Genomic DNA, 20,786 nt, shown 5'->3' with positions numbered 1-20,786 from the left:
AGGCCCGTTCGAGGCATTCCCGCGGTACACGTCGTCTGCTGAAGGAGTTCCGTGCGCACATCCGGGCGTTTGATCGATCTCGACCGCCGCAGTTTCCTGATCGGGCTCGGGTTGCTGCCCGCGCTCGCCGCCTGCGAGCGGACCGAAACGCCGAAACGTCTCGCCGACCCCGATATGGCGGGCTCGAATCCGCATGTCGAACCACAGGACGACCTCTATCGATACGTCAACGGCCGCTGGCTCGACGAGTACCAGCTGCCGCCGGACAAGGTCTCCTACGGCACCTTCGCCGAGGTGTCCGACCGCACCGAGGGTCAGTTGCGTGCGCTGATCGACGATATCCGGAACCCGAAGGCGGGCAGCGAGAGTCAGCAGGTGCGCGACCTCTACGACGCCGTCCTGGATACCCGCGCCATCGACGAGCAGGGCATGACGCCGCTGGCCGATCTCTTCGCGCGCATCGACGCCGCCGGCACGAAAGCCGAACTGGCCCAGGTGATGGGCGCGCTGCCGATGGACGGGTTGATCGGGCTGGCCGTCGTGCCCGACCCGAAGGACTCCGCCGCCTACACGCCGACGATCGCCCAATCCGGGATCGGGCTCGACGAGGAGTACTACCGCAAACCCGAAGCCGCCGAAAAGCTCGCCGCCTACCGCACGTTCCTCGAACGGATCTCCGCCGGAGCGGGTTTCGCCGACCCGGTCGCGCTGGCACACCGGGTGCTGGACCTGGAAACCCGGATCGCCGCGCTGTTCTGGGACAACGTGCGCGAGCGCGACCCGAATGCCACCTACAACCCGACCAGCTGGGACGAATTGACCCGGACCGCAACGGGTTTCGAGTGGGACCGGTGGCTGGCAGGCCTGACCGACCGGCCCAGGGAGCTCTTCGCGCGCGTGGTGGTGCGCGAACCGTCGTTCGTGACCGGCGCCGCGCAGCTCTGGCAGGAGGTCGATATCGCCACGTGGCGTGACTATTTGAAGCTCGGTCTGGTCCGCACCTTCGCGCAATACCTGCCGACCCCGATCGCGGACGCCCGCTTCGACTTCTGGGGCAAGGCGATGGATGGCTTGCGGCAGCAACCGGAGCGCTGGAAGACCGCGCTCGAAGCAGTCAACGAATACCTCGGTGATCAGCTCGGAAAAGCCTACGTGGCCGGCTACTTCCCAGCCGAGGCCAAACAGCGGGTGCAGGACATGGTGGCCGACCTGCTGGCGGCCTACCGCATCGATTTCGAGAAATCGACCTGGATGTCACCGGCCACCCGGGCCGCTGCCGTGGTGAAACTGAACAAGATCACCACCAAGCTCGGCTACCCCGACAAGTGGCCGGACTACTCGGGTTTGACCATCACTCGCGGCAAGCTCATCGAATCCCTGCGCGCCGCAATCACTTTCCGCGCCAAGCGGATGTTCGACCGGCTCGGCAAGCCGGTCGACAAAGCCGAATGGGAGATGCCGCCGCAAACGGTCAACGCCTACTACAACCCGAGCGCCAACGAAATCGTCTTCCCCGCGGCTATTCTGCAGCCGCCGTTCTTCGACAAGGACGCCACACCCGCGGTGAACTACGGCGCCGGCGGTGCGGTGATCGGCCACGAGATCGGGCACGGCTTCGACGATCAGGGCTCGCGCTACGACGGCGACGGGAACCTGCACGACTGGTGGACGCCGGAGGACCGCGCCGCCTTCGACGCCAAGACCCAACAGCTCATCGCGCAATACGACGCGCTGGTGCCGGCGGGCCTGCCCCCGACTCAGCACGTCAACGGCGCGCTCACGGTCGGCGAGAACCTCGCCGACCTGCACGGCCTGCAAATCGCCGTGGCCGCCATCCGTTTGGCTGCCGGGCGGGACGGCTCCGACCCGGCCTTGCGCACCATCTTCGAATCCTGGGGCCGCACCTGGCGCACCAAAACCACGACCCAGGCCCTGGAGGCACAGCTGGCCAGCGACCCGCACGCACCCGCCGAGTTCCGCTGCAATCAAACCGTGCGCAACCTCGCCGACTTCTACGAGACCTTCGGGGTCAAGGAAGGCGACAAGATGTGGTTGCCGACAGGCGAGCGGGTCACCCTGTAGATCGGTCAGCCGATGGTGGCGGTCAGGGGCAGTGCGGTCACCGAGGTGCCGAGGTGGATAGTGAATTCTCCCGGTTCGGTGGCCCAGCCCGTGTCGGTCCAATGCTCGAAGGCGCGTTGCGGCAGTTCGACGGAGACCGTGCGGGACTCGCCGGGTCCGACTGTGACACCGGCGAATCCGGCGAGCCAGCGCACCGGGCGGTCGACGGCGCTCTGCTCCCGGGACAGGTAGGCCTGCACGACCTGCTTGCCCGCGCGGTCACCGGTGTTGGTGAGGGTGACGGTCGCGGTGCGCCCGGAGACGGTGAGATCGCTCAGAGTCCAGCTGGTGTAGCCGAGTCCGTGCCCGAACGGATAGGCAGGTGCCACAGCGTCTTTCAGCCAGGCTCGATATCCGATGTGAATGCCCTCGGAGTAGGGGAGCGCACCCACGCTGTCCGGCGTGGTGTTCCGGACCGGCACATCGCCGAGGGTTTTCGGCCAGGTGGTGGGTAGACGGCCACCGGGTTCGGTTGCGCCGGTGAGCACATCGGCCAGCGCGGCGCCGAACTCCTGACCGGGGAACCAGGACAGCAGCACCGCGGCCACCTCGTCCCGCCACGGCAGTTCCACCGGCGCACCGGAATTCACCACCACGATGGTGCGCGGATTCACGGCGGCGACGGCGGCGACCAGCTCGTCCTGGCGGCCCGGCAGCCGCAGATCCGTGCGGTCGAAACCTTCGGATTCGATCTGCTCGGCGGTGCCGACCACGATCACCGCGACATCGGAGGTTCGTGCCAGTTCGACCGCGGCGTCGAACTCCTCGCTAGCCGAACGCTGCGGGCGGGTGATGCCGAAGGTGAGTCCGAGGATGACGCCGAGCCCCGGAATCGCGGGCGGGGTGGCGACCGTGATCCGGACGTCTACCTCCTGCCCCGCGGCGAAGGTGCGGGTGACCGAGCGCTGCGGCGGGTACAGGATCGCGCCGACCGGATCGGTGCCCTCGAAGGTGATGGTTTCGTCGAGGACCAGCTCGCCGTCGAGCTCCAGGCGGGCCTGGCCGAGGGTGCCGACGCCGATCTGCCAGTCGCCCTGGACATCCGCGCGCAGCCGGGCGCGGACCTCGATGGCGCCGGCTTCGGCGGCCTTCTTGTCGCCGAACAGCATGAGGTTGCCCGCGGTGCGGTGCTGGGAATCGATGACGGTGTCACCGTCGAGGTAGCGCAGGGACAGGCCGGGGGTACCGGTTTCCGGGTCGGTTACCAGCTCCAGCGGTACCGGGATGAGCTGCTCCGCCAGCCGCACGCCTGGCGTATGCGTCACGGGCAGAACAGCTTCGAGGCCCTCGACCGGGGTGGCCGTGCGGGAGGGGATGACGGTGGCGCTGCCTCCGCCCATGAACCGCGGCAGCGCCGCGTTCGGGCCGAGCAAAGCCACGGTGGTCTCCGGCCGCAAGGGCAGCACGCCGTCGTTCTGTACCAGCACCATGCCTTCGGCGGCGGCCCGGCGCCCGAGGTCCCGCGCCTGCTCCGCGCTGAAATCCGGTGCGGGCGCGGGCTCGCCGTCCAGCGCGCCGACGCGCATCGCGAAACGCAGGATGCGGCGGACCTTCTCGTCGATCGCCGATTCCGGCACCTCGCCCGCCCGCACGGCTTCTTCCAGCGGCGCGCCCCACAGCATCGGCGGACCCGGCATCGCGAGATCGGTGCCCTTGGCCGCACCGGCGGTGGAGCGCACCGCGGTCCAGTCCGACACCACCACGCCGTCGAAACCCCAACTGCCCTTGAGTGGTTCGTCCAGCAGCACGTTCTCGGTCATGGTGACGCCGTTGACCGAGTTGTAGGCGTCCATGATCATCCACGCGCCGGCCCGCACACTCCGCTCGAACGGGTACAGGTACAGCTCGTGCAGGGTGCGGTCATCCGCCTGGATGTCGACGGTGAAGCGGTCGGTCTCGGAGTCGTTGGCCACGTAGTGTTTCGGGCACGCGCTCACTCCGTGTGCCTGCACCGCTTCGACATACGCGGACGCCATCTCGGCGGTCAGCACCGGGTCCTCGGAGAAGCATTCGAAATGTCTTCCGCCGAGCGGGGATCGGTGCAGATTGATGGTCGGGCCGAGCACCGCGTACACGCCCTTGCGCCGCGCTTCGTGCGCGATGAGCGCGCCGATCTCGCCGAGCAGTTCCGGGTTCCAGCTCGCCGCCACCGCGGTGCCCGAGGGCAGGCTCACCGACGGGTCGCGTTCGTCCCAGTGTTCGCCGCGCACGCCGGACGGGCCGTCGGACACCGGCATCTCCGCCAGTCCGATCGCCGGGTCGCCCGCGAGCCGGAACATGCCCGCGCCGGAGATCAACCGCAGTTTGCCGGGGAGATCGAGTTTCGCGAGGAGTTCTTCGATGCGGTCGTCCATGCTCATGTCCCGTCTCGAGATGGTTGGCAACTATCAGGCTACTGATGCGGTCCAGAAGTCCACGAGATCGGCGCACACCTGCTCGGGCACGTCTTCATTGGGCAGGTGACCGACGCCTGGGTACCGCACCTGGCGCGCGCCCAGTTGCTCGGCGAACCGTTCGTGCACCTCGGGCGCCCACAGGTCGTTGGTGTCGCCATAGGCCACGAGTAGCGGCACGCCGGCCGCGGCCAGCTGGGCCGGATCGCTCAGTGGCGGCACCTCCATCGTCCGCAGAATCCCCAGGATGTTGGCCTTCTTGGTGGCCAGGATCCGGTTGTGCAGGAAATCGAGCCGCTCCGGTGCGGGGGTGTGACCGGCCGCGAACATGGCGGTGCTCATCTGCTGCCAGATGAACTCCTGTCCGCCTGTCTCGACCGCCTGAGCGACCAGGCTCGGCGGCGGGAAGTTGATGTCCTGCACCGAGGACGGGCCCGAGGCCAGCAGCGTGAAACTGCGGAACCGCTCCGGCTTCGCGACCACCGCGACCCGGCCGACGTACCCGCCGAAGGAGTGACCGACCAGGTGCACGGGCTCGTCCCCGGCCACCTGCTCGACGACCCGCAGCAGGTCGCCGGAGAAGTCGTCCATGGTGTAGCCCTCGACCTCGTCGGGGCCGTCCGACTGCCACTGGCCGCGCTGGTCGTAGGCGACGGCCCGGTATCCGGATTCCGCCAGCAGGGGGAGCAGGGCTTGGAAGTCTTCCTTCGATCCGGTGAACCCGGGCACCAGCACCGCGGTGCCGCGCGGCGGCGCGCCCAGCGGTGGCGCGACCTCCCACGCGGCCAGGTTTCCGTACCCGCCGTCGAGGCGGAACGGAACGATTTCGGTGCTGTGCTGGCTCATGACCCCGAGTCTGCCAGCGCATTCTCTGCAAACCGAGTGATCACTCGGTAATGTTATCGACTCGAGATAATTAGTGGCGGGACCGAGACGGCCGCCTACGGCTACTACTCTCGGCCGAGGACGATCGGAAAGGAGCACCATGGCGGAACGCCAACGCAGTCCGCGCGGCGCGGCGCGCCGGGAGCTGATCCTCGACGTGGCCCTGAAATCCTTCGCCGAGAACGGTTTCCACGGCTCCTCGATCGCCGATATCGCCGCCTTGTGCGGGTTGTCCCAGCCCGGGCTGCTGCATCATTTCCCGACGAAAGCCGCCCTGCTCGCCGCCGTCCTGGAGTACCGCGACCGCATCGATGCCCAGCGTCTCGAATGGGGTGATCCGCCGCGCGGTCTCGACGCGCTGCATCGGCTGGCGCGCCTCGTCGACCACAACACCCACGTCCCGGGCCTGGTCCAGCTCTTCACCGTGGTCACCGGCGAATCCGTCACCGACGACCACCCCGCCCACGCCTGGGCCACCGCCCGCTATCGGAAGCTGGAAACCGATCTGGCCCAAGCGCTTTCGGACGGAATCACCGACGGGACCATCCGCCCCGATGTCGACACCCGCGCGCTCGCGCGCCAGGTTTTCGCGATGATGGACGGCCTGCAACTGCAATGGCTGCTCGACCCCGAATCCGTCGACATGTCCGGCCTTTTCCGCTCCTACATCGAGAGCCTGATCGCCTCGATCGCCACCGGCGGCCGATGAGTCAGAAGGTGGCGGCGGTGATCGTCACCGGCTGAGCCGGAAGTCCGTCCAGCGGTCCGCGTTCGCTCGGCGTGATACCCGCCGCGACCATGCGATCCAGCGCGTCCATACCGCGCACCACCTGCCCGAGAACGGAATAATTCGCTGGAATATTGGCGAAGGAGTGCACGATGAAGAACTCGCTCCCGTTCGTGCCCGGCCCCTGATTGCCCATCGCGACGGTGCCCCGCCCGTAGGTCTCGCCGCCGTTCACCTCATCCGGGAACTTGTAGCCCGGACCGCCCTTCTCGACCTCGTAGATATCACCGCACTGGAGCACCCCGAGCCGCCCGCTGTCGGTCAGCCGCCAGCATTGGCTGTTGTCGTAGAACCGTTGCAGCACAAGACTTGCCATGTTCTGCACCGCACACGGCGCGGCCCCGCCCCGGTCCAGTCGAACAGTCACCGGTCCGTAGTTGAAATGAAAGGTGACATCCACGGTCCCGAAGGCCGGCGCCACCGGCACCGGCGGCATCACCGGCCGCGCCGCGGGATTATCCGGCGTCGGCGTGAATTCGCACCACACCACCGGCGGCGCGGCCGCCGCCGGCGTCGACCCGCTGATCAACCCGGCCAGCGCGGCAATGGAAACGGCGAGCGCGAAACCCCAACGTGATCCCATATCAAGCAAGCTATCGGAATCCACTCGAATACGGTCCACAAAACCATAATTCATGTGATGACTGAGTCAGCCGCGGCGGGCGATCCAGGTGATGAGGTCGGATTCGACTTCGTAAGCGCTGCCGCTGCTCACTCCGGCCGCCTAGGCGACGCAGAATTCGTTGCCCTCGGGATCGCGCATGACCCACCAGTGCCCGGCGGGCCCCTGATCGAACTCCTCGACGCGGGTCGCGCCCAGTTCTTCGAGCTTGGCGACGAGCTTGTCGCGTCCGTCCGGGCCGCTGTGGATATCGATGTGCAGGCGATTCTTGCCGGACTTGGGTTCGGGTACGTCCTGGAACAGCAGCCGTCGGCCGTGGCCGGTGCCGCTGGTCTCGTCGAACGGGTCCTCGGGGTGCCGGACCGCGGCGAGGCCGCGGAAGTTCTTGCGGCCGTTGTGCTCGATGACGGCCGCTTCGGGCAGTTGACCTGCGGCGAGTAGCTGTTCGATCAGCGCGGTGGGGTCTTCGACCTGGTATTCGAGCGCGGCGGCCCAGAAATCGGCGAGGACGGGTGCGTTCACGCTGTCGATGACGAGCTTCCAACCTAATGCCATGGTCGTAGACGTTAAACAATCGGTCTGACAAGCGGAGCGGATTACCGGCGCGGCGGGCCGGAACATTTTTCCAATACGCGGGTAGGGGCCCTCGGCGACGATGAGTGTATGACTACACGTTCTTCCGCGCTCGAATCCATTGTTCCGCCCTCGCCACGCCGCAGACGTCGCCGCATTGCCGCCCTTCTGATCGTTGTGCTGATCGCCGGGTTGCTGCTGGTGAACGCGGTGGCGGTGAATCGGCAGGAGGCCGCCGCCACCGGCGACTCGATCCTGTCGCTGGACGGGGGCGACATCGCCGTGTATCAGGACGGACCCCGAGATGCCCCGGCGCTGGTCCTGATTCACGGGCTGGCCGCGTCGGCGAACTGGTGGGAATCGGTGGTTCCGGAGCTGTCGCGGTCCTATCGCGTCATTCGGATCGACATGCTCGGGCACGGCCGCTCGGCGAAACCGGCCGACGGTGACTACTCGATTCCGGCGCAGGCGCGCCGGGTCGGCGCGGTGCTGGACGGGTTGGGTGTCGCGCGCGCGGTCGTGGTCGGCCACTCCACCGGTGGATCGGTCGCGACCGCCCTCGCCGAGCAGCGTAGCGAGCTGGTGACCGCGCTGGGGCTGGTCAATACCGGCCCGCGCCTGAGCGCCTTCGTCTCCGAGGGGCCGACTGCCAGGCTGCTGACAATTCCCGTTGTGGGACAACTACTTTGGCGCTTCCGCACCGATGGACTGATTCGAAAGTCCATGGGCCCCGCGTTCACTCGCGACGTCGAGATCCCGCAGCAGCTCGTGGCCGACGTGCGCGGCCTGACCTACCATTCGTTCACCGCGACCGCGGCGGGGTCCAGCGACTACGTGGCGCGGACCGCGGTCCCGGCTCGGCTGACCGCCGTGGGCAAGCCGCTGCTGGTGATCTTCGGCGCGGAGGACCGCAGATGGAACTCCGCGTCAGCCGCCGACTACCGTGTCGTCCCTGGCGCACGCGTGGAGCTGCTGCCCGGTGTCGGGCACTCGCCGATGGTCGAGGATCCGGCGCGGACCGCGGCGATCCTGTTGGAGTTCACCGCGATTCACGCCCGCTGAGCTATGTCCGATCAAGTTCGGGGTTTTCCGGCGGCGAAGTACAGGATCGGCCCCGAACAATCGAACCGCTCGATCGTCAGGCCCGCCTCGGCAATCCAGCGCCGCAGGTCGTCGCGGCTACCGCTGTGCCCGAACATTCCCACCCCTCGCGCCAGCACCTGAAACGCCTCGGAGCGCACCCCCGCGCCGCGCAGCACACAACTCCCGACCAGCCGCCCGCCCGGTCGCAGGCAGCGCGCGATCTCCCGCAGCGCCGCCGCGGGATCCGGCAGGCAATGCAGCCCGTTGTAGCTCACGCACACATCGAACTCGTTGTCCGCGAACGGCATCGCCTCGATATCGGCTGCCACGCATTCCAGTCCTTCGACGCCCTGGCGCTGCGCGCGCACCCGAGTCCGCTCCAGCATCGCGGCCGAGATATCGGCCGCCACATAGCGCAGCCGCTGCCCGCTCCGCAGTCCCCGCAACGCCACCCCGCCCCCGCACGGCACGTCCAGCACGGCGGTCCCGTCTGCCAATTCCCCGAGAAACCCCATGCTCTCGTACAGCAGCCCGACATCGGTGCCCCACAGCGCCCACCCCGCCGGTCGCGCCAGCACCTCCCGCTCGACCACGGCATCATAGGCCCCCGCCCACACCTGCCCGAACGCCTTGGTACTCCACATCTCTCGAACGTCCACCACTACTGGCTCCTCGCGTTCCGGAAGCGACCATCGCAGGGTAACGCGGGCCCGCACGGGTGGTGCAACATTGCGGGGATGATCACCACCGCGTTCCTGCAATACGCCGGATCAGGGCCGATGCGGCACGAGGAGAAACTGCTCGACGAAGGACTGTGGCGGCGCGGTATCCCCGTCCGGTACTACAGCCTCAAGCGGGTCCACCGCAGGCAGCTGCCGCTGGGGCCGGACACCTTCATCGCCGGCGATATGGACGCGATGCACGGTGCGATGCGCCAACTGGGAATTCCCGTCCCGGAACCCGACGACTATCCCGAAAGCCTGCGTGCGTTTCTCCGGCGCAGGGTGTGGACGTCGACACTGGGCGAGGTCGAGCGTGTGCTGGAGACCGGTTCGGCGCCAGCGGTTTTCGTCAAACCGGCCGAGCGGCGTAAGGGTTTCACCGGCGCGGTCTGCTATTCGGAACGCGATATCGCCGCGTTGGGGCGGGTGAGCCGACGGCAGCGCGTGTGGTGCTCGGAGGTGGTGCGGTGGGATGCGGAGTACCGCGTTTACGTCATCGACGGCGGGGTCGTCACCGTCGACTGTTACGCCGGATCGGCGCCATTGGACCTGACCGTGGTGGAATCCGCGGTCGCGGCCTATGGCCGGTCCGGCACGGCGCCGAGCGCGTACGGCATCGACTTCGGGGTGCTGGCCTCCGGAGCGACGGCACTGGTGGAGGCCAACGACGGCTACGCGCTCGGCGCCTACGCCATCGCCGCCGATCAGTACACCGAGTTGGTGCTGCGGCGATGGCGCGAATTGCTCGGAAAGGCCGAGGTCAGCGGCGGGTCGGGTCGGTGACCAGGGCGCTGCTGCCCGCACCGGCGAGGACGGAGTCGACCGCGTCCAGCAGCGGGCTGGCCGCGGCGACGGTGACCGAGCCGACGCAGCCGGGTGCGCGGCCGCCGCTGCCGAGGGCGTTCTCGAAGGCTTCGACACCGTAGGTGCCGGCGCTGTGGCCGGTGAACACCGCGGAGCCCGAGCCGTTCGCTCCGACGGTGATATTGCCCAGGTGGAAGTGCACGCCGGCGGCGTTCGTGCCCTGGATGTAGTAGCCACCGGGCTTGCCGTTGACGGTCACCTTGATACGTTCCCGGCCGCCGACGGACTGGCAGGTGGCAGTGGAGTCGCCCGGGTAGGGGTCGTGCCAGGCGCTGGCGACGCCGACTCCGGAGAGAACGAGAACTGGAGTGACCGTCATCGCGGTGGCGACGGCGCGGAATCTTGTGCTGGCCATGATCTTTCCCTGCTCCCTGTGCGCGCCCGAGGGCGCCACGGTTTCGAGTGTGTTCTGTCAGTCCATCGCGCCGGCGTCGTCGCCGTTAGACATCGCTGGTCGAGCGGGGTCGGCGTGATGCGGAACGGTGTCATTTCGCTACCGCGTGTCGACGCTCGCCGGCCGGCGTGGGTAGGCAAGCTGGTCCGGTACGGATGACCGCCGATCCGGAGGTGACCGAATGAGCAGTCCGGTGCGACTGGCCGTGCTAACCGCGGCCCTCGCGTGTCTGGTCGGCGCGCCCGCCGCCGGGGCGGACCCGCTGGATCCGGACGCGGTGCCACCGCGCACGGCGATTTCGGTGCGCACCAACGTGCCGAACCTGCAATGGGGTACCACCAACGAGCATCAGGAGCGCGGGGCGCTGTCGCTGGCGAAGCTGTACATCGTCGATTACGCCCTTCGTCACGGTGACCGCTCGGCCGAGGACCGGGTCCTTGCCGAACGCATGATCCGTTACTCCGACGACAACGCGGCCAATGTGCTCGAGGCCAAGTACCCCAAGGCGATCGAACTGATCGCGGCCGAATACCACTTGCGCTCAACACATTCCACCGACCACTGGATGACGAGTACAACCAGTACCGCCGACGTCGCGGACTTCCTGAACAAGAAGCGCCACCAGGACCCGGATTCCCCGATCCTCGACTGGATGTCCGCACCAGGCACGGTCGCCGCCGACGGCACCGTCCAGAACTGGGGCACCACCTGGCTCCCGGGCGCGCTCGGCACCAAGTGGGGCTGGTCGGATTTCGAACCCGAAGAGGTCGCCTCGGCGTCCTACGGCATCGGATTCACTGTTGCCGCACACACTTACGGCTCCGGGGCCGAGCAGACCACCGATGTCCTCACCGCCGTCCCGGACGTGCTCAGCCACCTCGTCGCCCGGCGTCTCGCGGATGGCGTGCGGGAGTGGGAAGCGCTGTGGACCGCCGGCCTGCCCGGACCGCGCTAGCTATTTATCACACCTGTGATACATTGGCTTCATGCCAGCTCGGATCGACGCGGAACAACGACGCAGAGATGTCGTCGAAGCGGCCTTCCGGCTGCTGGTAGCCGAAGGGTTCGGCGGTCTGTCCTTGCGCAAGGTCGCTGCCGAGTCCGGTTTGAACATCGGGTCGGTGCGCCACTACTTCGACGACCATCGCGACCTCCTGGTCGCGGCCGCCACCGAGGTCGGCGATCGGATGGGGCAGCGGCTCGTCCGCCATCCCACCGAAGCGTTGCGCGGGCTCACCGGCGCACCGGCGGTCGACGCGCTGCAGGCGCTGGTCGAAGAGTTACTGCCGGTGGACGACGAACGCCGGGTCGAATCGATCGTGCTGCTGGAGTTCATCCTCGCGGCACGGGTGAACCCGATTTTCCGTCCGGTGACCGAGCAAATGGCCGCCGACATGCGGTCGGTGCTCACCGAGGCGTTGCGCGTGCTCGCGGCGCCCGGCCCGGCCGAGCAAGCCGAACGGCTCGTCGCGCTGATCGGTGGCCTGGCCATCGACGCGGTGACGCCACACGGCTCGCTCGGTATCGACCGTCTGCGTAAAACCCTTCGGGCGCACCTCAATTCGGTGCTGATCGCTTAACAACACCACTTTATCCACCTGATGCGTTGCCGCATCGGGGATTTCGTCCTGCGCGAAGGAGATCCGCCGTGCCCGCATGGCTTTTCGCATTGCTCGCTGCCGCATTCGTGTTCTACACCGACGATTACGTGATCGCCGGTGTGCTCCCCGAGATCGCCGGCGATCTCGGCGTCAGCGAAGCTCGAGCCGGTCAGCTGGTGACCGTCTTTTCGCTGACCGTCGCACTCGCGGCGCCGGTCGCCGGTGTCGCCTTGGCGCGGGTATCCCGCCGGCGGCTCTTCACCGTCTCGCTGGTGGTCTTCATCGCCGCGAACCTGCTCGCGTCCCTGACGAATACCTATGGAGTCCTGGTGGCGCTGCGCGTCCTGGCGGCACTCGCCGCCGCGGCCTCGACTCCCGCGCTCTTCGCCTTCGCCGCCGAACGCGCACCCGAAGGCCGCATCGGCAGATACGTCGCCGTCGTCGCACTCGGCGTCACCGGCTCGATCGCCGCCGGCGTGCCGATCGGCACCTGGATCGGCGGCCATTACGGCTGGCAGGCGACCTTTCTCGCGATGGCGCTGGCAGGCGCCGCCGCTCTGGTGTTCCTCCGCGCCGCCCTGCCGCGCGACCGTGACCAGCCCGCCGACGTCCCGGCGCTCGGCGACCAGCTCCGCGCCCTGGCCAGCCCGCCGGTCTCGCTCGGCCTGCTCGCCAACTGCGTCCTGATGACGGGCTCGATGATGATGCTCACCTACCAGGCGCCCTACCTCGCCGCCGTCAGTCATGTCACCGTCGACCAGCGCGCCCTCGCCTTCAGCCTCTCCGGTTTCGCCGGGATCGCCTGCATCTGGCTCGGCGGCATGGCCTCCGACCGCTGGGGCCCGGACCGCACCTTGCGCGCCGGAATCAGCCTCTTCATCGCCACCATGGCAACCCTCTGGGCGCTCGGCCTCGCCCGTCCCATCGCCTTCGCCGTCATTCTCCTGGTGGGAACCATCCAGGGCGGCATCGCATTCTGGAACTCCCCGGCGATCCAAGCTCGTCTCTACACCCTCGCCGGACCGGTAGCCGCGCAAGCTCTGGCGCTGAACACCTCTGGCACCTACCTCGGCGTCGCCTTGGGCGGTGCGCTCGGTGGATTGACCCTGACGACTCTCGGCCCCGAACTTCTTCCAGCCGTCGCCGCCGCCCTCGGCCTCATCGCCTTGACCCTGTTGACCCTTGCCGTCAACGCCGCGAAATCCCCAACCACTGCTCTCACGTAGCTGTTCGGGTTACGGCCCGGCCGGTTAGGCGGTTGTCGTTGCGCGCCAGGGTGTTCGGGTGATGATGTCGAGGATCAGGGCGGCGATGTTCCAGGCGTCGTCCGCGCCGCTGTGGTGACGGCCCTCCAAAGGGAGGCCCGCAATACCCAGTGCGCCGGACATGCCTTGCCTGCGGCGCAGGTTGTAGGCCTCGGAGAAGAGCAGTTTGGCGTTGGTGTGCTGAGAGTTGAAGGGGTACGGGGTGCTGGTGGACTGGCATTGAGTAGTGAACTGCTTGCGGTCGTAATCGCCCCAGCTGGCCCAGGGTCGAAGGGCCGCTTGATGTTCGGTGGCGAGTAGACGGCAGGCTTCCGGGAAAGAGATTCCGGTGTCGACCTCGGCCTGGGTGAGCCCGGTCAGTTCGGTGCAGAACTCGCTGACGGTGGACCGATCGGGCCGGACGAGGATGCGGTGCTTGGCGATTCGGGCACCGGCGTCGAGATCGACGACGGTCAGCCCGATCTCGATGATCTCGCTCACCGCGCCGGGCGGAACCGCGCCTTCCCAGCAGGTCGCCTCCACATCGACGACATTGAGCAGTCCGGTAGTCATCGGCCGAGCGTAGGACGGTAACGGTCCACGTCTCCATCGAATTTCGGTGTGCGCCAGGCGGTTGCGAACTCAGCCGATTCTGGCGGTCGCGGGCACGTCGTCGTAGGACAGGGTGAATACCGCGAGATAGGACTCGGCCGCCACGCAGGTGACCTTCTCGCCGCCGGTCAGCACGGGGCGCAGCCGTTGTTTCGAGATCACGAGGTAGGCACTGTCATTCCGGCAGCCGTCGAGAACGAAACCGAAGGCGCGGGTGCCCTTGGGGCGGTCCAGCACCGCGGCGCGCACTTCGGACGCGGTGCCGAGGGGCAAGCCTGGGAGGAACGTTTCGAGCTGGTCCAGCTGGCTGATCTCCGCGCCGCGCGGCTCGGTCCGAGCGACCTGCTCGAAGGTGAGCAGTTTCGCGGGTCCCGGCGGGTTGGGCGGCATGCCCTGGAGGCGGGCGGTCGATGGCACGTCGGCTTTGGGTACCGCGAAGACAGCGAAGTACGCGTACGGCCGGTAGCACGTCTGGGGCGGATTCTCGATGCCGGTGACACGGACCGAGTAGTTCGCGCCGCCCGAACTGGTCAGCTCGGCCCCATCCCCGGTGGCACAGCCGCTGCCCGCGGAGAAGGTGATCAACGCTTCGGTGTCGAAGTTACGGGCGGACAACAGCTTTTCCAGCTGACCCGGCCCCGTCCCTTCGGTGTCGGAGTCCGCGAACCGGCCCGCGAACTGGGTCACGTCCGCGGTCGACCGCAGGATCGTGGTGATATTCCGCGGCAGCTGCCACCGAGCTTCGTATAACACCAGCTCGGCGTGGTCGACGTCGTGATAATTGCCTTTCCCCTCGGGTTTTTCGTCCTCGGCCCACAGCGTCCGGCCCAGCAGGCCGCCGGCCACCAGCCCGACGACCAGTGCCCCGACGAGCCCCGCCCAATATGCTCCTCGTCTTCGCATATCCCCACCGTTGCACGGATACCCGGCACGGTCACCCGAGTTTCGAGCTCAGCCGCGGGGGACCCAGGTACGGTCACCGGCGTTCGTCGGAGCCTAGGATTGCCGTCGATGAACGCGGATATCGAGATGGCAGCCTTGTCCGGAGGCGAAGCGACGTTGACCGATCGGCGGACCCAGCGCAGCTGGTCGGTCGAGGTAAAGCCTTTCGCGCTGGCCGCGTTCCTGACCACCCAGCAGCAGTACGCCGAGCTGACCAGCGAGCACCCGAGTGCCGCGGTGGGTGAGCGGTTGCCCGTCGAGAGCGTGTCATGGGCCGATGCTGTGCGATTCTGTAATGCGCTGTCCGACCGCGCGGGCTTAAAGCCCGTCTACCTGTTGCTCGATGACGATGTCCAGTGGGATTCCACCGCCGATGGTTACCGCTTGCCGACCGAGGCCGAGTGGGAGTACGCGTGCCGCGCGGGTAGTACCGGCCCACGCTACGGCGAACTCGACGAAATCGGTTGGTACCGAGGAAATTCCAGCGGACATCCGCACGAGGTCGGCGGCAAGCTACCGAACTCCTGGGGCCTGTACGACATGCTCGGCAACGTCTGGGAATGGTGCTGGGACTACTACGACACCGAGGTCTACGGCTCCTATCGCGTGTTGCGTGGCGGCGGCTGGTTCGACGAGCACTGGAGCTGCCGCGCCTCGGTGCGCCGCCGCAGCCACCCGAGCCTGCGCATCGAGGACACGGGTTTCCGGGTCGCCCGATCGCTGTGAGAGTTCGCTGAACGGACCGCGGGTAACGCGGGGAGGTGGGCGGGCGACGGTGTGAACGAGAGTCGTTGGTGCCGCCGATGGGGTCGTGGTCGGCGGCGGTCGGGGAGACGGGTGGCCGGGCACCCAGCCTGCTGGACATGAATGGAGATGCAGAGGGGAATTTCCCATGGGTGAAAGCCTTTTGGCCGAAGTGTCGTATTTTCAGGCCGCGACCGAGGGGGAGGATGCCGGGCACGGCGAGGTGACGCTACCGGTGCGGCGGGCCGAGCCGGTGGTGTGTGATCGTCCGGCGCGGGTCTGTCCGCGCCGGACGACCGTGCTGGTCGCGGACGAAAACGCCTTGGTGCGAGAGGGTTTGCGGTCGGTGCTCGCGACCGCGGGAATCGCGGTCGTCGCGGAGGCCGCTACCGGCGGTGGCGTCGTGCGTGACGCGCTGGAGCATCGTCCCGATGTCCTGGTGCTCGGCGCGGTACCGGAGCAATCCCGGCTGGTGCGCGAATTATCCCGTGCCGCACCGGATATCGGGGTACTGATGGTGAACGCCGCCGAGGACGAGCACGCCGTCCTGGCGGCCCTGCAAGCCGGGGTTCGCGGCTATCTGGAACTGGCCGCGGGCCGCGACGATATCGTGCGTGCGGTGCGCGCGGTCGCGGCCGGATGGGTGATTTTCAGCCCGGAGATCCTCGGTCTGCTGACGAATACCGTCGGATTTGAGACACAACGTCCCTTTCCGGAGCTGACATCGCGCGAGTACCAGGTGCTGGATCTGATTGCCGCGGGCCAATTGAATTCCGCCATCGCACGCCAATTGCGGTTGGCGCCCAAAACAATCAGTAATCATATTTCGAGGATATTCGTGAAACTCGGTGTGCCGGATCGGGCCAAGGCGATCGTCTTGGCTCGCGAAGCGGGCCTCGGCCGGGATAGCCGCTGACAGAGCGCGTCCCCCTGGTGGAATACCTGCTCCACCAGGGGGACGCTGCGTTCGACTAGTTGTGGTTACAGGTGCAGCGCCCGCAAGCGCCGCACCCGGAGCACGCGGTCGAGCAATCGGTGCAGCCGCAGGGGCTGCAGTTGCACGGCGGAATCATGCCGGTCACCGGACGGACGCTGTCCATCTCGAGTTGTTCGGCTGCCAAGTTCAGCAGGTCGGTCGCCAGATCGGTGGAAGTACGCATGTCAGCTCACTTTCGCGACGTCACAGGGACGCTCGCAGTAGGTACACGGGACACAGCAGCCGCTACAGTCGGTGCAGCCACAGGGGCTGCACGAACACGGCGGCCGTTTCTCGGTTCTAGGGTTCGGATCTCCTTCCATGGTCAGAATTTCCGGCGGGAGGCCGAGCAATTCGGTGGCGAGTTCTGCCGGGATGACGGGCATGTCCGCCTCCATTTCTCCTGCTTCGACGCAGGGTCTCAACAATGCGTCCGCGCAGGGCCTGTCGAAACGGTGCGGGCACCGCGATGAAGCGGGAGGGTTTCCCGGTCACCCGGGAATACGCACCCTGTCGAGACGGTCCGGCCGGCGGGGATCGTTGCCGGTACGGAAAGGAGATCGGCATGCGACCACGTATGAATCCGGCGGTACGGTATGTGCCCTGCCCCGACGGCGTTTATCTCTACGGTGACCGGGCCGCCCGCACGCTGCGCGGCGCACGGGCCTATGAATGGCTCAGCCGGCTCGCGCCCTACCTGGACGGTGCGACGGATATGGAGGATTTGACCGCCGGGCTGCCGGAATCACAGCGCGGCACGGTCGAGAATCTGGTGGCGCTGCTGCATCAGCACGGGTTCGTGACCGACGCGCGCACGGATCGGCCGCACCGTCTGTCGACGGCCGAATCCGAGGTCTATGCCCGGGAAATCGCGTTCATCGCCTGTGCGATGGATTCCCCGGAGTATCGGTTCCAGCGGCATCGCGAGGGGCCGGTGACGATCCTGAGTTCGGCCGGTACGACCGCGGTGACGGCCGCGGTCATCGAGGCCGGAATGCGGTCCGGGTGGGTGGATGTGCGGGTTGTCGCCGCGGAGCCGGACGCTTTGGCGGGCACGGGCGGGTGGCGTGACGAGCGCCAGCGGGTGGTCGTCGAACCTGGCCGTGTCACCGAGGTCGACTCCGGGGTGATCTTGCAGATCTCCTGCGTACCTGAGGAATTGATCGCCGGAGTGCGGGAGTACCGGGGCCGTGAGGTCGCGCTCGGGCAGATCCTGGTCGGTCCGGACGAAGCGTGGACGACCGAGGTCGGTCATCCCGACGATACGGCCGCGGCGGGCGCTTGGCGCCGTCTCGCGGGGACCCGCCACGACGCCGTCGAATCGCGGCCGAACCGCTGGCTGACCGGCCCGGTTCCGGCCATGCTCGCCGCGCACCTGGTCCTCGCCTGCTTCCGGCACCGTACCGGGATGGACACGCTGCCGACGCCGGGGCCGCGGGTACCGCGGTTGACGCGGCTGGATCTGCGGACCGTGGAGATGACCCAGCATCCGGTGGACTTCCGCGGTGAACCCGCGGTGACCTCGACGGACCTGGTCGGTGCGGCGACCGAGCTGGTCGATGAATTCACCGGGGCGCTGGTCGAATTCGGCGAGCAGCACCTGCCCCAGTTCCCGCTGGCGTTGAGCCGGGCAGTCGTCTCCGACCCGCACCGCGTGCTGCCGGAGGAGGTTCCGCTGCCCGAGGTGTTCGGCTGGGGACCTGATCCGGACAGCGCGCACACCCGGACGATGCTGCGCGCGCTGGCGCTCTACGGGTGGTTGTCTGCGGTCGGGCAGCAGGCGGGAGAGGACTTGATCACCGGCGAAACCATCGAGCGTGCACCAGTTCCCACTTCCGCGGTGCCCGTCGGACTCGCGGCCGGGCTGACCCGGGCCGGTGCGCTCGAATGGGGCCTACGGCAGCACTGCGAAGCGCTGCTGACCGCACGCCGCCCCGAATGGTCGAACGAGCCGGCGGTGCCGCCGGATTCGGGTAATGAGCCGATAGCCGGGCTCCGGCAACAGCTCGAGGTGCTGGGGCATCCGGTGACCGTCGTGGATCTCACCGAGCTGCTCGGGATCTCGGCTTACGCTGTGCGCGCGGGCGCACTCCCGGAAGTGGTGAGCTGCGCGGCCAGCCGCGAGACCGCCTTGCGGGACGGTTTGGAACGGGCGCTGTTGGCTTGGCAAGGCCACACCTCCGCCCACTGCGCGGCCGACCCGGCCGCCTCGGCGAACGACGCCGAACTCCTGGTGAAGGCCGTGCACGCCGCCGGATTCCGCCCGCTGGCACTGGAACTCGCGGCTCCGGCGATACCCCACCTCGTGCAGGTGGTGCTCGATGCCGAATGACATCGCGGTGCTCGGCACCGGATTGCTCGCGGACGCGGTCCGGATGGCACTGGGGGAGCAGCTGGTTCGGGATTTCGGACGGTGCACGGTACTCGTGGTTGCCGACGACGGCTCCGGCGCAATGGAATCGGCTGCCGGTCGGCACGCCGGATTGCCCTGGTTCCCCGTCCGCGTCGACCACGACCGAGTGCTCATCGGACCGGGCGGTCTGCCGGGCCGACCCGGCTGCCCGACCTGTGCGGACCGTCGCCGCGAACACAATCGCCCGGACGCCGCCCAGCGCGCCGCGGTCCTGGACGAATTCGGTGACGCACTCGCACAACGGCATTCGCCGCTGCTGATCGAGACCACCGCTGCCGCCGCCGCGTCGATCGCGGCGGCGGAGATACCGCGGCTGCTCGACGGCAACCCGAGTACCCGGCAGTGGAGCATCCTGCTGGAGACCGGGCACATCAGCAGTCATCCGGTCATGGCGGACCCGTTCTGCCCGGACTGCGCCGAACTGCCCGACGACACGCCTCAGGCCGCGCGCCTGGTCCTGCGGTCCACGCCGAAACCACACCCGGAGACCTTCCGCAGTCGTGACCTGGCTGCGGATCTCCCTGAGCTGGAACGACTTTACGTAGACGCGGACACCGGCATGGTTCGTGCGCTCCACAGCTGGACCACCACCGGCGGCCCCGCCGCCCGGGCTGCGATCGCGCCCGAGGAAGCCCCGGCCAGCAGCCACGGCTACGGCCGCGGTCCCACCGCGGCGGCGACCCGAGCCGCCGCCGTGGCCGAGGCGCTGGAACGGCTCGGCGGTCAGCGGCCACGCGGTCGCCGCACCGTCGTGCACGCCGGTTTCGCCGAGATCGCCGACAGTGCGGTGGATCCGGTGTCGTTCGGGTTGTACTCCGAGGACCGGTACGCGACGCCCGGCTTCCGGTTCCGGCGCTATCACCCCGACCTGAAACTAGACTGGGTGTGGGCGTATTCGTTCCGGAGCGCGAAGCCGGTGCTGGTACCGGAATGCCTTGCCTACTACGCGAACTGCGGCGCGACGCCGGGGATCGTGTACGACACCTCCAATGGCTGTGCTGTCGGGAGTTCGCTGGTGGAGGCCGCGCTCTACGGTCTGCTGGAAATCGCCGAACGCGATGCCTTTCTGCTCACCTGGTATGCCCGGCTGCCGGTGCCGCGGGTGGACCTGGACTCGGCGGTCGATCGGCGCATCCCGCTGCTGGCCCAGCGCATCCGGACCGAATTCGGTTACCAGCTGGTGGCTTTCGACTGCACGACCGAAGTGGGTATCCCGTCGTACTGGCTCATGGCCATCGACGCGAATCCAACGCCGAGCCGACCGCGCGTCCTCTGCGGCGCGGCCGCGCACCTGCTCCCGGAACGGGCATTGCTGGGCGGCATTCAGGAACTGCTGACCATGTTCACTGGCTTCCTGGCCGGCTACGACCAGGACGCCGCCGCGGAATTGGTGGTCGACGGCGGCAAAGTCCGGGACATGGAGGACCACGGCGCGCTCTACGCCCACCCTGCTGCCTTCGAGCGTTTCGGATTTCTTCCGATCGACAGCGCGCCACGCCCCATTCGAGCCTCGAATTGGCCGCTGTCCGAAGATCTCTCCGACGACCTGAGCACCCTGGTGAAACGCTTCCTGGCCTGCGGGCTGGACGTCCTCGTCGTCGACCAGACCGGCGCGGAACACCGTGCGGGCGGTTTCGCCTGTGCGAAGGTCCTGGTGCCCGGCGCCCTGCCGATGACCTTCGGCCACCTGTATCGGCGAGATTACGGCCTCCCTCGAATCCTGCGCGCGCCCAGGCTGCTCGGCTACGCCGACCGCAATCTCGCCCCCGCCGAGATCAACCCCCACCCGCACCCGTTCCCGTGAGGGAGG

Annotated in this window: 19 protein-coding genes; 11 read left to right on the top strand and 8 right to left on the bottom strand. The window is 67.9% G+C overall.

The window, feature by feature from the left end:
• Positions 1 to 51: 51 nt before the first annotated feature.
• Positions 52 to 2,082: a M13 family metallopeptidase gene (locus tag AB0M14_RS29430; protein ID WP_365000419.1), complete on the top strand. Its 2,031-nt coding sequence runs from the start codon at positions 52 to 54 to the stop codon at positions 2,080 to 2,082.
• 5 nt (positions 2,083 to 2,087) lie between these two features.
• Here AB0M14_RS29430 and AB0M14_RS29425 read toward each other — a convergent pair whose 3' ends face one another.
• A complete protein-coding gene (locus tag AB0M14_RS29425; protein WP_365000417.1) occupies positions 2,088 to 4,481 on the bottom strand; it encodes a glycoside hydrolase family 3 C-terminal domain-containing protein in 2,394 nt (797 codons plus the stop codon).
• A gap of 27 nt (positions 4,482 to 4,508) precedes the next feature.
• Positions 4,509 to 5,360: an alpha/beta hydrolase gene (locus AB0M14_RS29420; RefSeq protein WP_365000416.1), complete on the bottom strand. Its 852-nt coding sequence runs from the start codon at positions 5,358 to 5,360 to the stop codon at positions 4,509 to 4,511.
• A gap of 139 nt (positions 5,361 to 5,499) precedes the next feature.
• On the opposite strand from AB0M14_RS29420, the gene AB0M14_RS29415 reads away from it, so the two are divergent.
• Positions 5,500 to 6,108: a TetR/AcrR family transcriptional regulator gene (locus tag AB0M14_RS29415; protein WP_365000414.1), complete on the top strand. Its 609-nt coding sequence runs from the start codon at positions 5,500 to 5,502 to the stop codon at positions 6,106 to 6,108.
• Position 6,109: 1 nt separating this feature from the next.
• On the opposite strand, the gene AB0M14_RS29410 is transcribed toward AB0M14_RS29415, so the two are convergent.
• Both AB0M14_RS29410 and AB0M14_RS29405 read right to left on the bottom strand, forming a co-directional pair.
• A complete protein-coding gene (locus tag AB0M14_RS29410; RefSeq protein ID WP_365000412.1) occupies positions 6,110 to 6,769 on the bottom strand; it encodes a peptidylprolyl isomerase in 660 nt (219 codons plus the stop codon).
• A 141-nt stretch (positions 6,770 to 6,910) separates the two neighbouring features.
• Complete coding sequence (locus tag AB0M14_RS29405) at positions 6,911 to 7,363, bottom strand: VOC family protein (RefSeq protein WP_365000409.1); 453 nt, start codon at positions 7,361 to 7,363, stop codon at positions 6,911 to 6,913.
• A gap of 108 nt (positions 7,364 to 7,471) precedes the next feature.
• Between AB0M14_RS29405 and AB0M14_RS29400 the strand changes: the two genes are divergently transcribed.
• Positions 7,472 to 8,443, top strand: a complete 972-nt coding sequence (locus tag AB0M14_RS29400) for an alpha/beta fold hydrolase (RefSeq protein ID WP_365000407.1) — start codon at positions 7,472 to 7,474, stop codon at positions 8,441 to 8,443.
• An 11-nt stretch (positions 8,444 to 8,454) separates the two neighbouring features.
• On the opposite strand, the gene AB0M14_RS29395 is transcribed toward AB0M14_RS29400, so the two are convergent.
• A complete protein-coding gene (locus tag AB0M14_RS29395; RefSeq protein WP_365000405.1) occupies positions 8,455 to 9,126 on the bottom strand; it encodes a methyltransferase domain-containing protein in 672 nt (223 codons plus the stop codon).
• A 75-nt stretch (positions 9,127 to 9,201) separates the two neighbouring features.
• Between AB0M14_RS29395 and AB0M14_RS29390 the strand changes: the two genes are divergently transcribed.
• Positions 9,202 to 9,969 carry an ATP-grasp domain-containing protein gene (locus AB0M14_RS29390; protein ID WP_365000403.1) on the top strand — a complete coding sequence of 256 codons (768 nt, stop codon included), beginning with the start codon at positions 9,202 to 9,204 and terminating at the stop codon, positions 9,967 to 9,969.
• On the opposite strand, the gene AB0M14_RS29385 is transcribed toward AB0M14_RS29390, so the two are convergent.
• On the bottom strand, positions 9,947 to 10,405 hold the full coding sequence (locus AB0M14_RS29385; protein ID WP_365000401.1) for a hypothetical protein: 459 nt from the start codon (positions 10,403 to 10,405) through the stop codon (positions 9,947 to 9,949). The genes AB0M14_RS29390 and AB0M14_RS29385 overlap by 23 nt on opposite strands.
• 220 nt (positions 10,406 to 10,625) lie before the next feature.
• Here AB0M14_RS29385 and AB0M14_RS29380 point away from each other — a divergent pair, with 220 nt between their 5' ends.
• From AB0M14_RS29380 to AB0M14_RS29370, 3 genes are all read left to right on the top strand, one after another.
• Positions 10,626 to 11,399 (top strand): hypothetical protein, encoded by a 774-nt coding sequence (locus AB0M14_RS29380; protein ID WP_365000400.1) that lies wholly within the window; start codon positions 10,626 to 10,628, stop codon positions 11,397 to 11,399.
• Between the two features lie 31 nt (positions 11,400 to 11,430).
• Positions 11,431 to 12,024, top strand: a complete 594-nt coding sequence (locus AB0M14_RS29375) for a TetR family transcriptional regulator C-terminal domain-containing protein (RefSeq protein ID WP_365000398.1) — start codon at positions 11,431 to 11,433, stop codon at positions 12,022 to 12,024.
• A gap of 68 nt (positions 12,025 to 12,092) precedes the next feature.
• On the top strand, positions 12,093 to 13,271 hold the full coding sequence (locus tag AB0M14_RS29370) for an MFS transporter (RefSeq protein ID WP_365000396.1): 1,179 nt from the start codon (positions 12,093 to 12,095) through the stop codon (positions 13,269 to 13,271).
• Positions 13,272 to 13,295: 24 nt separating this feature from the next.
• On the opposite strand, the gene AB0M14_RS29365 is transcribed toward AB0M14_RS29370, so the two are convergent.
• Both AB0M14_RS29365 and AB0M14_RS29360 read right to left on the bottom strand, forming a co-directional pair.
• The gene (locus AB0M14_RS29365) at positions 13,296 to 13,862 is read right to left on the bottom strand and encodes a 3'-5' exonuclease (protein WP_365000394.1); all 567 of its coding nucleotides are present in this window, start codon (positions 13,860 to 13,862) and stop codon (positions 13,296 to 13,298) included.
• Positions 13,863 to 13,931: 69 nt separating this feature from the next.
• The gene (locus AB0M14_RS29360; RefSeq protein WP_365000392.1) at positions 13,932 to 14,804 is read right to left on the bottom strand and encodes a hypothetical protein; all 873 of its coding nucleotides are present in this window, start codon (positions 14,802 to 14,804) and stop codon (positions 13,932 to 13,934) included.
• Between the two features lie 108 nt (positions 14,805 to 14,912).
• On the opposite strand from AB0M14_RS29360, the gene AB0M14_RS29355 reads away from it, so the two are divergent.
• From AB0M14_RS29355 to AB0M14_RS29340, 4 genes are all read left to right on the top strand, one after another.
• Complete coding sequence (locus tag AB0M14_RS29355; RefSeq protein WP_365000390.1) at positions 14,913 to 15,569, top strand: formylglycine-generating enzyme family protein; 657 nt, start codon at positions 14,913 to 14,915, stop codon at positions 15,567 to 15,569.
• Between the two features lie 166 nt (positions 15,570 to 15,735).
• Positions 15,736 to 16,503, top strand: a complete 768-nt coding sequence (locus tag AB0M14_RS29350; RefSeq protein ID WP_365000388.1) for a response regulator transcription factor — start codon at positions 15,736 to 15,738, stop codon at positions 16,501 to 16,503.
• A 625-nt stretch (positions 16,504 to 17,128) separates the two neighbouring features.
• Positions 17,129 to 18,895, top strand: coding sequence for a hypothetical protein (locus AB0M14_RS29345; protein ID WP_365000387.1), 1,767 nt, complete (start codon positions 17,129 to 17,131; stop codon positions 18,893 to 18,895).
• Positions 18,885 to 20,780: a TOMM precursor leader peptide-binding protein gene (locus AB0M14_RS29340; RefSeq protein WP_365000386.1), complete on the top strand. Its 1,896-nt coding sequence runs from the start codon at positions 18,885 to 18,887 to the stop codon at positions 20,778 to 20,780. Before AB0M14_RS29345 ends, AB0M14_RS29340 begins: the two co-directional genes overlap by 11 nt.
• Positions 20,781 to 20,786 lie beyond the last annotated feature (6 nt).

The sequence above is a fragment of the Nocardia sp. NPDC051832 genome (assembly GCF_040681285.1).
GTDB lineage: Bacteria > Actinomycetota > Actinomycetes > Mycobacteriales > Mycobacteriaceae > Nocardia.
This window is presented reverse-complemented; position numbering and strand designations above follow the sequence as displayed.